A 13,174-nucleotide genomic window follows, 5' to 3' on the forward strand; every position below is an offset into this window, starting at 1 on the left:
CGTATCAGACGCCGCTGATTAACTGCCGAGCCGCCTGGCTGTGATCGGCAATCAACCCTTTCAGATCCAGCCCCTCAACCTGTCCATCGATCACCCGCCACTTTCCGCCGACCATCACCCGGTCCGCCCGATCCGCGCCGCACAGCAGCAGCGCCGACACCGGATCATGGCTGCCGGAGAAGCGCAGTTCATCCAGTTTGAACAACGCCAGATCCGCCTGCTTGCCCACCGCCAGTTCACCGATATCGCTGCGCCCGAGCAAACTCGCCGAGCCCTTGGTCGCCCAGCCCAGTACCAACTCCGGCGTAATCTTTTCCGCGCCATAACGCAGCCGCTGGATGTACAGCGCCTGACGGGTTTCGAGGATCATGTTCGACGCATCGTTGGACGCCGAACCGTCCACGCCCAGACCCAGCAGCGCACCCGCAGCAGTCAGGTCCAGCGTCGGGCAAATGCCGGAGGCCAGGCGCATGTTCGAACTCGGGCAATGGCAAATACCCGTGCCGGCCGCGCCGAGACGGGCGATTTCGTCGGGGTTGAAATGAATGCCGTGGGCCAGCCAGGTGCGCGGGCCGAGCCAGCCGACGCTGTCCAGATAATCGACGGTACGCAGGCCGAAGCGCTGCAGGCAGAAGTCTTCTTCATCGAGGGTTTCTGCCAGATGCGTGTGCAGGCGCACGTCGAGGGAGTTCGCCAGTTCGGCGCTGGCGGACATGATCTCCGGGGTCACCGAGAACGGTGAGCACGGCGCCAGGGCGATTTGAATCTGCGCACCATCACCACGCTCGTGGTACGCGGCAATCAAACGTTGGCTGTCATCGAGGATCACTTCGCCTTCCTGGACGGTTTGCTGCGGAGGCAGGCCGCCGTCTTTTTCACCAAGGCTCATGGAACCGCGAGTGAGCATGGCGCGCATGCCCAGTTCGCGGACGCTCTCGACCTGTACGTCGATCGCGTTTTCCAGGCCTTCCGGAAACAGGTAATGGTGATCGGCCGCGGTGGTGCAACCGGACAGCAGCAACTCGGCCAACGCGACTTTGGTGGCGAGGGCAAGTTTTTCAGGGGTGAGGCGAGCCCAAACTGGATAGAGGGTTTTCAACCACGGGAACAACGGCTGATTAACCACCGGCGCCCAGGCACGGGTCAGGGTTTGATAGAAGTGGTGATGGGTATTAATCAGCCCTGGCAGGATCACATGTTCGCGCGCATCGAAAACGTGGTCACAGGGCGCGGAGGGTTGCTGGCCGGCGCTGAGCACTTCGACGATCAAACCGTCTTGCAGCACCAGACCGCCACGGGCATCGAGCGCGTTGGCCGTGAAAATGGCGAGGGGATTTTTTAACCAGGTACGGGTCGCAGGCATGGTGGCCGGCTCCTCTGAAAGTTGGGTTCAGGGTTGCCAGCTCAGTGTTGCCCTGTCTGCTGATCCAGGGTCGCCGCGGGGGCGAGGTGCGGAGTTTCGAACAAAAAAGCTTTGCGGGCAAGCCCGGTCCGACCAGACGATGCCAAACCCTGTGGGAGCCGGGCTTGCCCGCGATGCAGGCACCTCGGTTTTTCAGCGATACCGAGGTGATGCTATCGCAGCGGTGCGGCGATCCGACAAGCCAGCTCCCACAGGGTGCGGTGGTGTTACCAGGGAATGGTCTCACCCCTGTAGTTCACAAAATGATGCCCGCCCTTGCCGGCATACGCATTCACCTGATCGATCAGCCCGCGGGTGCTGGTTTCCACATCAATGTCCGCGCCTTCACCGCCCATATCAGTCTTCACCCAACCCGGATGCAGCGACAGCACGGTGAGTTTCTGTTCGCCCAATTGGGTGACGAAGCTGTTGGTCATGGAGTTCAGCGCCGCCTTGCTGGCCTTGTACAGCGCCAGCTCCGGCGCGTCGGGCATGGTCACGCTGCCCAGCACCGAACTCATGAACGCCAGCACGCCGCTGTCTTCACGAATCTGCCCGACAAATCGCTGGGCCAGATTGATCGGCGCCACGGCGTTGGTGAAGAACAATTGACCGACCTCGGCCAACGTCGCGCCGCCCGGCGTCTGGACCTCCGGCCCCTTGACCCCGGCATTCACGAACAACAAGTCGAACACTTCACCCTTGAGTTGTTGGCTAAGGGCGATGACTGCTTGCTGATCGTCCATGTCGAGTTTTTCGATCCGCACCTTGCCCAACGCTTGCAAGGCTTCGGCGCTCTGCGGGTTACGCACGGTGGCGGTGACTTGCCAGCCGTCGGCCAGCAGGGTTTTCACCAGACCGAGGCCCAAGCCCCGGGAGGCGCCGATGATGAGTGCGGTTTTTGCCGTAGACATGAATGGCTTCCTAGATAGATGAGAATCACGGATTTAATGGACAACGCTGGCCGAGTCGATGTTGCAGTTCCTGACGCAAGACGTCGAGTTCGGCGATGCGGGTTTCGATCAGGTTCAGTTTGTCTTGCAACAGCCGGGTAACGGCATTGGCTGGGTCGGGCGCCTGCCACAGCGCAGCGACACTGCTGCCGATCTCACCAAGGGTAAAGCCCCGCCGCTGAGCCGAATCTTGGTGTCTCGAGAGGGCTTGACCCTGGAGCATACTCCAGGCTTTAGCCTTGTTGCTCCCTGAATTTATAGAGCAATGCCGATGTGGACTTCAACGCAATATCGTCAAGTGGTGCGTGGCAGTGCGTGGTACGACCTGATCGTGACCGCTGCTTTTGTGACACCGTGGAGTTTTGCGGCGTTGCATGGCGTGTTGTTGAGCCTGAGTCAGACTTTCAATCTGCCAGGCGAGCTGCCGCCGTTCGAGCCGATGCATATGCTGATGGCGAATTTATTGGGTTCGATTGTGTGCGTCTGGGCGGTGCTGCGGATTCGTGATCCGCAGTTGGTGTTTGGGCGGTATGACGCGGTGGGGAGGTTTCTGTTTTCGGCTTGGCAACTGTATGCCTTGCTCCACGGCGCCAGTTCATTGCTGGTTGTTTTCTTGGTCTTTGAATTGGCGTGGGGCGTTGTTCAGGTGATGCCTGTTCGGGCGCCATCGCGGGCAAGCCCGCTCCCACAGTGATTTTGGCGAACACGGAATTTTCGATCGACACAAAACTTGTGGGAGCGGGCTTGCCCGCGATGAGGCCCTTGAAGCCAACCCTAATGCCCGGCCTGCCACGGCTGCCCCAACGAAACCGGCGCATACAACCGTGTGCGCACGGCATCCCGGGACAGCAGCACCAACACCACAATGGTCGCGACATACGGCAGCATCGCCAACAGGCTCGACGGAATCGCCAGCCCTAACCCCTGCGCCACCAAATGCAGGATGCTGGCGAGACCGAACAGATACGCCCCGAGCAGCAATCGCCACACCCGCCAACTGGCAAACACCACCAGCGCCAGGGCAATCCAGCCACGACCGGCGCTCATGTTTTCCGCCCACATCGGCGTGTACGCCAGGGACAAATAAGCCCCGGCCAACCCCGCCATTGCGCCGCCAAACAGCACCGCCAGCTTACGCACGCGCAACACCGGCAAGCCCATGGCACTAGCGGCATCCGGGTTTTCGCCGACTGCCTGAATAATCAACCCGACGCGACTTTTCAGAATCACCCAGGCCACTAACGTGAACAGCGCGAACGACAGATACACCAACAAGTCCTGGGCAAACAGCATCCGCCCGATCAGCGGGATTTCACTCAACAACGGAATCGCCACTGGCTCAAAACCCGCCAACGGTTTGCCAACCCACGCTGCGCCGACAAAGGTCGACAGGCCCACGCCGAAGATCGTCAACGCCAACCCGGTCGCCACCTGATTGGCATTGAACACCAGTGCCACCAAGGCAAACAGCGACGACAACAGCATCCCGGCGAGCATTGCCAGCAACACGCCAAACCAGAGATTGCCGCTGTTCAGCGCGACGATAAAACCGATCACCGCGCCAAACAGCATCATGCCTTCCTGCCCGAGATTGAGGACGCCACTCTTCTCGCAAATCAGCTCGCCCAGCGCCACCAGCAACAACGGCGTACCGCAACGGACCATGGCGTAGAAAATATTGCTCAGCAGATCGATATCCATCACAAGGCTCCTGCGTGTACGGCGGTGGTTGGTGCACGGCGAGCCCAGCGCAGGTTCAAACGCGGTCGGTAGAGAATCAGTACGTCACAGGCCAGCAGGAAAAACAGCATCATCCCCTGGAACAATTGAGTGATGGCTTGCGGCAGGTTCATGCTCATCTGCGCGCTCTCGCCACCGATGTACAGCAGCGCCATCAACAGGCTGGAAAACAGAATGCCGATGGGATTCAGTCGCCCGAGAAACGCCACGGTGATCGCCGCGTAGCCGTAACCCGGCGAGACTTGAGGCACCAGTTGGCCGATCGGCCCGGTGACTTCGCACACGCCGGCCAGCCCCGCCAAACCGCCGCTGATCAACAGCGCCAGCCAGATCAGCCGCTTCTCGCGAAAGCCGACAAAACCGGCGGCGCGCTTGTCCAGCCCAAGCACTTTGATCTGGAAGCCGACAAAGCTTTTCTGCAGCAACACCCACACCGCTACCAGCGCGAGCAAGGCGAAATACACACCGGCGTGAACCCGGCCATCCTCCATCAACAGCGGCAGTCGACTGGCATCGCCGAACATCGCCGACTCTGGAAAGTTGAACCCGGCCGGGTCCTTCAGCGGGCCGTGGACGCAGAACAGCAGCAGGTTCAGGGCGATGTAATTGAGCATGATGCTGGTGAGGATTTCATTGGCGTTGAAGCGCGTGCGCAACCATGCAGTCAACCCGGCCCACGCGGCGCCGGCCAAGGTGCCGACCATCAGGATTAGCACCAGCGCCCAGCGACTTTGCATATCGATAATGTTCACTGCCAACGCACTGCCGGCGAGGGCGCCGAGCAGCAACTGACCTTCGGCGCCGATGTTCCAGATCCGCGCCTGATACGCCACCGCCAGGCCCAATGCACAGAGCAGAATCGGCAACGCTTTGACCAACAATTCGGAGACGCCATAAAGATCGCTGATCGGTGCAATCAGCAACGTGTGCAAGGTCAGCAACGGATCGTGGCCCAGCGCGATAAACAGCAATGAGCCGCAGCCCAGCGTCAACACGGCCGCCAGCAAGGGCGAGCACCACAACATCAGGCGCGATTGCTGGCCACGGGGTTCGAGAGAAAGCAGCATGTGAAACTCCGTTAAAGCGCTACGGGGGCAGGTGATTGAGGCGCGTCGAACTGGCCGGCCATCCAGCCGCCGACGTCGCTCAGATGGGTGTCGACGGTGGCCTGCAATGGCGACAGTCGACCGCCGCACAGGGCGCCGAGGCGGTCGCTGATCTGGAACAGTTCGTCGAGGTCCTCAGAGATCACCAGAATCGCCGCGCCAGCATCGCGCAAGGCAATCAACGCCCGGTGAATGGTCGCGGCCGCGCCGACGTCCACACCCCAGGTCGGGTGCGCGGCCACCAGCAATTTAGGCTGCTGAAGGATCTCCCGGCCGAGGATGAATTTTTGCAAGTTGCCGCCGGACAGGCTGCGAGCAGGCGCCTGGGCATCAGGTGTCTTGACCCCGAAGCGGCGAATGATGTCTTCGGCCAGCGCTTCGACCTTGCCGCGCTGGATCAGGCCGTTGCTGACCAGCCCCTGTTGAAACGCGGTGAGCAGGGCGTTATCTGCCAAGCTCAGCTCCGGCACCGCGCCATGGCCCAGACGCTCGGCGGGGACGAATGCCAAGCCAAGTTTACGTCGAGCATCCGGTCGCAAATGGGCCACCGGTTGCCCGCCGAAACTGATTGTTGCGCTGTCATCGCGGGGCAACCGTTCTTCACCACTGAGCAAGGCCAGCAACTCATCCTGACCATTGCCTGCCACCCCGGCGACCCCCACGATTTCGCCGCTGCGCACGTCGAAATCAATATTCTTCAGAGAGCAGCCGAACGGGTCCGGGTTGTGCCAGGACAACCCCGTCACGTTCAAAAACGCATCAGCGCCTATGACCTTTGGATAGTCGGTGATCAGCTCGGCGGCTTCACCAACCATCAATTGCGCCAGTTGCCGATCCGAGCACTCCGCCGGCACGCAATGCCCGGCCACCCGACCGCCGCGCAACACCGTAGCGCTGTGGCACAACGCGCGCACTTCGCCGAGCTTATGGCTGATAAACAGAATGCTGCAGCCCTCGGTGGCCAGTCGGCGCAAAGTGACGAACAACTCATCGGCCTCTTGTGGAGTCAGTACCGACGTAGGCTCATCGAGAATCAACAGGCGAATGTCTTGCATCAGGCAGCGAATGATTTCCACCCGTTGACGCTCGCCGATGGACAGGCTGTGGACAAGTCGCTCCGGTTCCAGGGCCATGCCGTAGCGTTGGGACACTTCACGAATCTTCGGCTCAAGCTGCTTCGGTGTTCCTGCCGCTGCGCCCATTGCCAGCGCGATGTTCTGCGCCACGCTCAGGGTTTCGAACAGCGAGAAATGCTGGAACACCATGCCAATCCCGAGGCCGCGAGCCTGGGCCGGATTGCGCATGGTCACGCGCTGGCCCTGCCAGATCATTTCCCCTGAGTCGGCGTGAGTGACGCCGTAGATGATCTTCATCAGGGTACTTTTGCCCGCACCGTTTTCGCCGAGCAGGGCGTGGATTTCACCGGGCGCAATGCTCAAGTCGATGGCATCGTTGGCCAGGCAACCGGGGTAACGTTTGCTGATTCTGCGCAGTTGCAGGCGAGGTATTTGATCGGGGATCGGCACGGGGTTGGACATGACAGGCTCAGGTCGACAGAAGTTATACCTGGGAATAAAGCAATTTCCTGGCCATTGAGTCAGGAAATCGGCAAAGCCTTGCTGGCATAGGCGTTGTGGAGGATGCCCCGTCATATTCCAATTCCGAATCAGGCACCACTTGAGGGCACGTTCCTTGATCAGGCTCTGGTTTTGCGCGCGGTGAATTGATCAAAAAACGAGCAATACCCTGCAAGCTATGTCGGACATGGGGCTGCGCCAGCCATGAACGGGTTATCCACAGGTTGTTCCACAGTATTTGTGCGCAAGCCGACTGGAGGGGCATAAGCACTGAGGGGCTTTCTTCTAATGGCGATAAACCGCTCTAACTGATTGTTTTTACGTGGAATAAATGTTGTTGCTGGGAATTTGGATGAAAAATGAGCAAAGCCCGCAAAGCCGCATGACAGAAGGGTTACAGCGGAATGTGCTCAGGTTATCCACAGCCGGGTGCACAGCAGATGTGGGCAAGTATCGAGAGTAAAGAAAACCGGGCTGCCCCAAAAGATCGCAGCGCCCACAGGCGCGTAGGAGCTGTCGCAGGCTGCGATTTTTTGATCTTTTATCGCTGCAACAAAATGCGCCCGCGACTCAAATCCGCCAGCTGCATCTGCAAAGTCTCTATTTGCCCCTCGCCGATCGCCAATTGCAGTTCCACGCCATTGGCCGTGAAGGTTTCTTCCACGACCAAACCGCCCAGTTCCGCTACCCGAAGCTTCACCAGCGCCAACTCGCCAAACGCACAGGCACAACTGACCGGCACCCGGCTGATCAGCTCGACCTTCGGCGCCCCTTGCAGGCATTTGTTGGCGCCGCCGCCATAGGCCCGGGCGAGGCCGCCGGTGCCCAGTTGAATGCCGCCATACCAGCGGATCACCAGCACCGCGACCTGATCGCAATCCTGCGCTTCGATCGCTGCCAGAATCGGCCGGCCAGCGGTGCCGCCGGGTTCGCCATCGTCATTGCTGCGGTATTGATCGCCGAGTTTCCATGCCCAGCAATTGTGCGAGGCGTTCAAATCACTGTGCTGCTCGATGAACGCCTGGGCGTCGACTGCGCTAGTGATTGGCCCGGCGAGGGTGATGAAGCGGCTTTTGCGAATCTCTTCGCGGTATTCGCAAAAGCCGCTGAGGGTAAAAGGCATAGGTGTCTTAGATAGCAGGCGTCAGGCCGCAGCCTTTGAGAATGATGCGGATCAGGTTGTTGCCGGCGTCTTCCATGTCTTGCTTGGTCAACTTGGTGCGCCCGGTGACACGGCAGATTTGCGTGGCAAAATCGGCGTAATGCTGGGTGCTGCCCCACAGCAGGAAGATCAGGTGCACCGGGTCGACCGGGTCCATTTTGCCGGCGTCGATCCACGCCTGGAACACTGCGGCCCGGCCCTGAAACCAGATGCGATAGTCCTGGTTGAAATGCGCGCTCAGGCATTCGCCGCCGCTGATGACCTCCATGGCGAAGACCCGCGAAGCCTGCGGCTGGCGTCGGGAGAATTCCATTTTTGCGCGAATGTATCGAGTCAATGCTTCTGCCGGATCATCCTCGACGGTCAGGGTATTGAAGGTGCTGTCCCACAATTCAAGGATGTTACTCAGCACCGCCACGTACAAACCGAGTTTGTTGGTGAAGTAGTAATGCAGATTCGCTTTGGGCAACCCCGCATTCTGCGCGATGGTGTTCATGCTGGTGCCTTTGAACCCGTGACGGGCGAACTCGTCTTCGGCGGCTTTGATGATGGTCTCTTCGTTCTTCTGACGAATGCGGCTGGCGGGTTTGCCGCCGTGGGCTGGGACTTCAAAGGTCATAGGCACTTCCGAACAGGTAAATGGGTGCAACCAGATGCGTTGATAGCGCACCCGCAGGCCGCAGACAAGTCCTGTCGCGATAAAACCTTGACCACCGCAATTCCACAGGGATTTTCTTGTTCAACGCGTCGCTGCCAGGCTCTCCAGAAAACTCTCCAGCACCAAGTGGGGACGACGGCCCTTGCGGGTGACCGATGCCAGACTCAGGTCATAAAAACGCGCCTTGGGTTTCAGTGCACGCAATCGGCCCTGCTGCACCCAGAGGCTGGCGTAATGATCCGGCAGATAACCGATGTAGCGCCCGGTCAGAATCAGAAATGCCATGCCTTCGCGATCCGACGCACTGGCGGTGCAGTTGAGCGCTTGATAATGGGCCTGGATCTCGGCGGGCAAACGGAAGGTCGGGGCGATGGCGTCCTGGCTATTGAGGCGTTCATCGTCCAGCTGTTTGTCGTCGACATAGAACAACGGATGGCCGACCGCGCAATACAGCAGCGAACGTTCGCTGTAGAGCGGCTGATATTCCAGACCCGATAGCGCGCTGGCTTGCGGCACCACGCCGACGTGCAAGCGACCGTCGAGCACGCCTTGTTCGACTTCATTGGGCGCGATCATGCGGATCTGGATCTGTACATCCGGACCACGCTCCTTCAACTGCGCCAGGGCATGGGTGATGCGCATATGGGGCAGGGTGACCAGGTTGTCGGTCAGGCCAATGGTCAACTCACCGCGCAAATGTTGGTGGAGGCCGTTGACCTCGGTGCGGAAACTTTCCAGCGCACTTAATAGCTGTAGCGCTGATTGGTAGACCTCGCGGCCTTCTTCGGTCAGGGAAAAACCGGCGCGACCGCGTTGGCACAGACGCAGGCCGAGACGTTGCTCCAGATCGCTCATCTGCTGGCTGATCGCCGAGCGACCGATACCCAGCACCGACTCTGCCGCGGAGAAGCCGCCGCATTCCACGACGCTGCGAAAAATCCGCAACAGGCGGATATCAAAGTCACTGACTTGCGCCAGCGGATCGGGACGACGGCTGCTCATGCTTTGTTTACTCAAAGTTTAGTAGCTGGCTGACTGAAGGTTAGAAAAGTTGGATTTCACCGACTTTATCTCCGTGGCAATTTAGCTGCAAGAAAGCTTTTCATCTCCACGCCGCTTATTGCCCTGCGAGGTTTTGCCCATGAACGTGCCTGAAAACGCCCCGACTTCCCTGGCCAGCCAGCTCAAGCTCGATGCTCACTGGATGCCCTACACCGCGAACCGCAATTTCCAGCGCGACCCGCGACTGATCGTGGCTGCCGAGGGCAGTTGGCTGACAGACGACAAGGGCCGCAAGGTCTACGATTCGCTCTCGGGTCTGTGGACCTGCGGCGCCGGACACACCCGCAAGGAAATCCAGGAAGCGGTGGCCAAGCAACTGGGCACCCTCGATTACTCGCCGGGCTTCCAGTACGGTCATCCGCTGTCGTTCCAGTTGGCCGAGAAAATCACCGACCTGACGCCGGGCAATCTGAATCACGTGTTCTTCACCGACTCGGGTTCCGAGTGTGCAGACACAGCGGTGAAAATGGTGCGTGCTTACTGGCGCCTTAAAGGCCAGGCCACCAAAACCAAAATGATCGGTCGTGCTCGTGGTTATCACGGCGTGAACATCGCCGGCACCAGCCTCGGCGGCGTGAACGGCAACCGCAAACTGTTCGGTCAGGCGATGATGGACGTCGATCACCTGCCGCACACTTTGCTGGCGAGCAATGCGTTTTCCCGTGGGATGCCGGAGCAAGGTGGTATCGCCCTGGCCGATGAACTGCTCAAGCTGATCGAGTTGCACGATGCCTCGAACATTGCTGCGGTATTCGTCGAACCAATGGCCGGTTCCGCTGGCGTTCTGGTTCCGCCACAGGGTTACCTCAAGCGTCTGCGCGAAATCTGCGATCAGCACAACATCCTGCTGGTGTTCGACGAAGTGATCACCGGTTTCGGCCGTACCGGTTCGATGTTCGGCGCCGACAGCTTCGGCGTGACTCCGGACCTGATGTGCATCGCCAAGCAAGTCACTAACGGTGCGATCCCGATGGGCGCGGTGATTGCCAGCTCCGAGATCTACCAGACCTTCATGAACCAGGCGACGCCTGAGTACGCGGTGGAATTCCCGCACGGCTACACCTATTCCGCGCACCCGGTGGCTTGCGCCGCAGGCCTGGCAGCACTCGATCTGCTGCAAAAGGAAAACCTGGTGCAAAGCGTGGCGGAAGTGGCGCCGCATTTCGAAAATGCATTGCATGGCCTGAAGGGCTCGAAAAACGTCATCGACATTCGTAACTACGGGTTGGCCGGTGCTATCCAGATTGCGCCTCGCGACGGCGATGCCATCGTGCGTCCGTTCGAAGCCGGCATGGCTCTGTGGAAAGCCGGGTTCTACGTGCGCTTCGGCGGCGACACCCTGCAGTTCGGCCCAACCTTCAACAGCAAGCCGCAAGACCTCGATCGTCTATTCGACGCGGTCGGCGAAGTGCTGAACAAAATCGACTGATTTTTCCCTCTATATATAGGCGTCCTCTCGCGGGCGCCTGTGGACAACTTTTCAGGAGCCCCGCATGAGTCTTATCCCACATTTGATCAATGGCGAACTGGTGATCGAAGACGGTCGCACGGCCGACGTGTTCAACCCGTCCACCGGTCAGGCGATCCACAAGCTGCCATTGGCCAGCCGTGAAACCATTCAAAAAGCCATCGACTCGGCCAAAGCTGCGTTCCCGGCCTGGCGTAACACTCCGCCGGCCAAGCGTGCTCAGGTGATGTTCCGCTTCAAGCAATTGCTGGAGCAGAACGAAGCCCGCATCGCACAACTGATCAGTGAAGAACATGGCAAGACCCTGGAAGATGCGGCCGGTGAATTGAAGCGCGGGATCGAGAACGTCGAGTTCGCCTGTGCTGCACCGGAAATTCTCAAGGGCGAGTACAGCCGTAACGTAGGGCCGAACATTGATGCCTGGTCGGACTTCCAGCCATTGGGTGTGGTGGCCGGTATTACTCCGTTCAACTTCCCGGCCATGGTGCCGCTGTGGATGTATCCGTTGGCAATCGTCTGCGGCAACTGCTTTATTCTGAAACCGTCCGAGCGCGATCCAAGCTCGACGCTGCTGATTGCTCAGCTGCTGTTGGAAGCCGGCCTGCCGAAAGGCGTGCTGAGTGTGGTGCATGGCGACAAGGCTGCGGTGGATGCCTTGATTGAAGCGCCGGAAGTCAAAGCGCTGAGCTTTGTCGGTTCGACGCCGATTGCCGAATACATTTACGCCGAAGGCACCAAGCGCGGCAAACGCGTCCAGGCGCTGGGCGGGGCGAAGAACCACGCGGTATTGATGCCGGATGCGGATCTGGATAACGCAGTCAGCGCATTGATGGGCGCGGCGTACGGTTCGTGCGGTGAGCGCTGCATGGCAATCTCGGTGGCCGTCTGCGTCGGCGACCAGGTGGCTGATGCGCTGGTGGCCAAACTGGTGCCTCAGGTCAAAGCGTTGAAAATCGGTGCCGGTACGACCTGCGGCCTGGATATGGGGCCGCTGGTTTCCGGTCAGGCTCGCGATAAAGTCAGTGGCTATATAGAAGACGGCGTTTCAGCAGGTGCAACCTTGGTTGTGGATGGTCGTGGTCTGAGCGTGGCCGGTCATGAGGAAGGTTTCTTCCTCGGCGGCTGCCTGTTCGATAACGTCACGCCAGAAATGCGCATCTATAAAGAAGAGATCTTCGGGCCGGTGCTGTGCGTCGTTCGGGTCAATAGCCTGGAAGAGGCGATGCAACTGATCAACGATCACGAATATGGCAACGGCACTTGTATCTTCACGCGTGATGGGGAAGCGGCGCGGTTGTTCTGCGATGAGATTGAAGTGGGCATGGTCGGCGTCAACGTGCCATTGCCGGTGCCAGTGGCTTATCACAGCTTTGGCGGCTGGAAGCGTTCGCTGTTTGGCGATCTGCATGCGTATGGTCCGGATGGCGTGCGTTTCTACACTCGTCGCAAGGCTATTACCCAGCGCTGGCCGCAACGAGCGAGCCATGAGGCTTCGCAGTTCGCATTCCCTAGCTTGTAAGTAGAAGGGCAGAAGGCCGACCTCTTGAGGTCGGCCTTCGTGTTTTCGGGCTTTTTGGACTTATATGACAGAAATGTGAAAATTGGTGTTGACGGCAGATTCTGAAAGCCTATAATTCGCCCCACTTCCGGCGCAGTCGAAACGGAAAAATCCTTGGTAAACAAAGAGTTACGCAGTTTTCGACAGCGGTTACGCTTCAGTTCATCGAAGCCAGAAGGAGTTGGTAAGGCAGTGTGTTTTCGCCTTATTAACGGTTCGATCATCTCGGTCGAAAGCGGAGAAAAAGAGGTGTTGACAGCAGCGAGTAACGCTGTAGAATTCGCCTCCCGCTAACGAGAGATCGGAAGCGCAAGTGGTTGAAGTTGTTAAAGATTTACAAGCGAAACTTTGAAAACTTCTGAAAATAACCGCTTGACAGCAACAGAGGCTGCTGTAGAATGCGCGCCTCGGTTGAGACGAAAGATCTTAACCAACCGCTCTTTAACAACTGAATCAAGCAATTCGTGTGGGTGCTTGTGGAGTCAGAC

General features: G+C 59.1%; 11 protein-coding genes and 1 pseudogene. 3 read left to right on the forward strand and 9 right to left on the reverse strand.

All coding sequences use genetic code 11. The features are described from left to right. Positions 1–4: 4 nt before the first annotated feature. The 3 genes and pseudogenes from KGB18_RS21845 to KGB18_RS21855 form a co-directional block, all read right to left on the reverse strand. Complete coding sequence (locus tag KGB18_RS21845) at positions 5–1,363, reverse strand: 8-oxoguanine deaminase (protein ID WP_223570457.1); 1,359 nt, start codon at positions 1,361–1,363, stop codon at positions 5–7. A gap of 266 nt (positions 1,364–1,629) precedes the next feature. After that, a complete protein-coding gene (locus tag KGB18_RS21850; RefSeq protein WP_008006308.1) occupies positions 1,630–2,316 on the reverse strand; it encodes an SDR family oxidoreductase in 687 nt (228 codons plus the stop codon). Positions 2,317–2,341: 25 nt separating this feature from the next. Further along, a pseudogene (locus KGB18_RS21855) lies at positions 2,342–2,542 on the reverse strand (MerR family DNA-binding protein); the annotation flags it as partial. An 84-nt stretch (positions 2,543–2,626) separates the two neighbouring features. Here KGB18_RS21855 and KGB18_RS21860 point away from each other — a divergent pair. Continuing rightward, a complete protein-coding gene (locus KGB18_RS21860) occupies positions 2,627–3,049 on the forward strand; it encodes a hypothetical protein (RefSeq protein ID WP_123718934.1) in 423 nt (140 codons plus the stop codon). Positions 3,050–3,129: 80 nt separating this feature from the next. On the opposite strand, the gene KGB18_RS21865 is transcribed toward KGB18_RS21860, so the two are convergent. The 6 genes from KGB18_RS21865 to KGB18_RS21890 all read right to left on the reverse strand — a co-directional run bounded on the left by KGB18_RS21865 (position 3,130) and on the right by KGB18_RS21890 (position 9,600). Then, positions 3,130–4,056 (reverse strand): ABC transporter permease, encoded by a 927-nt coding sequence (locus KGB18_RS21865; protein WP_223570458.1) that lies wholly within the window; start codon positions 4,054–4,056, stop codon positions 3,130–3,132. Next, the gene (locus KGB18_RS21870) at positions 4,056–5,162 is read right to left on the reverse strand and encodes an ABC transporter permease (protein ID WP_223570459.1); all 1,107 of its coding nucleotides are present in this window, start codon (positions 5,160–5,162) and stop codon (positions 4,056–4,058) included. The genes KGB18_RS21865 and KGB18_RS21870 overlap by 1 nt, the downstream gene beginning before the upstream one ends. A gap of 11 nt (positions 5,163–5,173) precedes the next feature. Next, positions 5,174–6,739, reverse strand: a complete 1,566-nt coding sequence (locus KGB18_RS21875; RefSeq protein WP_223570460.1) for an ABC transporter ATP-binding protein — start codon at positions 6,737–6,739, stop codon at positions 5,174–5,176. Positions 6,740–7,319: 580 nt separating this feature from the next. After that, positions 7,320–7,901, reverse strand: a complete 582-nt coding sequence (locus KGB18_RS21880) for an IMPACT family protein (protein ID WP_123718931.1) — start codon at positions 7,899–7,901, stop codon at positions 7,320–7,322. A 7-nt stretch (positions 7,902–7,908) separates the two neighbouring features. Further along, positions 7,909–8,559, reverse strand: a complete 651-nt coding sequence (locus tag KGB18_RS21885; RefSeq protein WP_038978834.1) for a TetR/AcrR family transcriptional regulator — start codon at positions 8,557–8,559, stop codon at positions 7,909–7,911. A 120-nt stretch (positions 8,560–8,679) separates the two neighbouring features. Continuing rightward, positions 8,680–9,600 (reverse strand): LysR family transcriptional regulator, encoded by a 921-nt coding sequence (locus KGB18_RS21890; protein WP_008006295.1) that lies wholly within the window; start codon positions 9,598–9,600, stop codon positions 8,680–8,682. A 139-nt stretch (positions 9,601–9,739) separates the two neighbouring features. Between KGB18_RS21890 and KGB18_RS21895 the strand changes: the two genes are divergently transcribed. Both KGB18_RS21895 and KGB18_RS21900 read left to right on the forward strand, forming a co-directional pair. Then, positions 9,740–11,089: an aspartate aminotransferase family protein gene (locus KGB18_RS21895; RefSeq protein WP_030128382.1), complete on the forward strand. Its 1,350-nt coding sequence runs from the start codon at positions 9,740–9,742 to the stop codon at positions 11,087–11,089. 64 nt (positions 11,090–11,153) lie between these two features. Further along, positions 11,154–12,647, forward strand: coding sequence for a CoA-acylating methylmalonate-semialdehyde dehydrogenase (locus KGB18_RS21900; protein WP_123718930.1), 1,494 nt, complete (start codon positions 11,154–11,156; stop codon positions 12,645–12,647). Positions 12,648–13,174: the final 527 nt, after the last annotated feature.

It is taken from the genome of Pseudomonas sp. BF-R-26 (assembly GCF_019947395.1).
GTDB classification, from domain to species: Bacteria; Pseudomonadota; Gammaproteobacteria; order Pseudomonadales; family Pseudomonadaceae; genus Aquipseudomonas; species Aquipseudomonas farris.

Excerpts from the sequence above, each read along its gene's own strand:
- KGB18_RS21845 (WP_223570457.1), bottom strand. The coding sequence starts at position 1,363 with ATGCCTGCGACCCGTACCTGGTTAAAAAATCCCCTCGCCATTTTCACG.
- KGB18_RS21850 (WP_008006308.1), bottom strand. The coding sequence starts at position 2,316 with ATGTCTACGGCAAAAACCGCACTCATCATCGGCGCCTCCCGGGGCTTG.
- KGB18_RS21860 (WP_123718934.1), top strand. The coding sequence starts at position 2,627 with ATGTGGACTTCAACGCAATATCGTCAAGTGGTGCGTGGCAGTGCGTGG.
- KGB18_RS21865 (WP_223570458.1), bottom strand. The coding sequence starts at position 4,056 with ATGGATATCGATCTGCTGAGCAATATTTTCTACGCCATGGTCCGTTGC.
- KGB18_RS21870 (WP_223570459.1), bottom strand. The coding sequence starts at position 5,162 with ATGCTGCTTTCTCTCGAACCCCGTGGCCAGCAATCGCGCCTGATGTTG.
- KGB18_RS21875 (WP_223570460.1), bottom strand. The coding sequence starts at position 6,739 with ATGTCCAACCCCGTGCCGATCCCCGATCAAATACCTCGCCTGCAACTG.
- KGB18_RS21880 (WP_123718931.1), bottom strand. The coding sequence starts at position 7,901 with ATGCCTTTTACCCTCAGCGGCTTTTGCGAATACCGCGAAGAGATTCGC.
- KGB18_RS21885 (WP_038978834.1), bottom strand. The coding sequence starts at position 8,559 with ATGACCTTTGAAGTCCCAGCCCACGGCGGCAAACCCGCCAGCCGCATT.
- KGB18_RS21890 (WP_008006295.1), bottom strand. The coding sequence starts at position 9,600 with ATGAGCAGCCGTCGTCCCGATCCGCTGGCGCAAGTCAGTGACTTTGAT.
- KGB18_RS21895 (WP_030128382.1), top strand. The coding sequence starts at position 9,740 with ATGAACGTGCCTGAAAACGCCCCGACTTCCCTGGCCAGCCAGCTCAAG.
- KGB18_RS21900 (WP_123718930.1), top strand. The coding sequence starts at position 11,154 with ATGAGTCTTATCCCACATTTGATCAATGGCGAACTGGTGATCGAAGAC.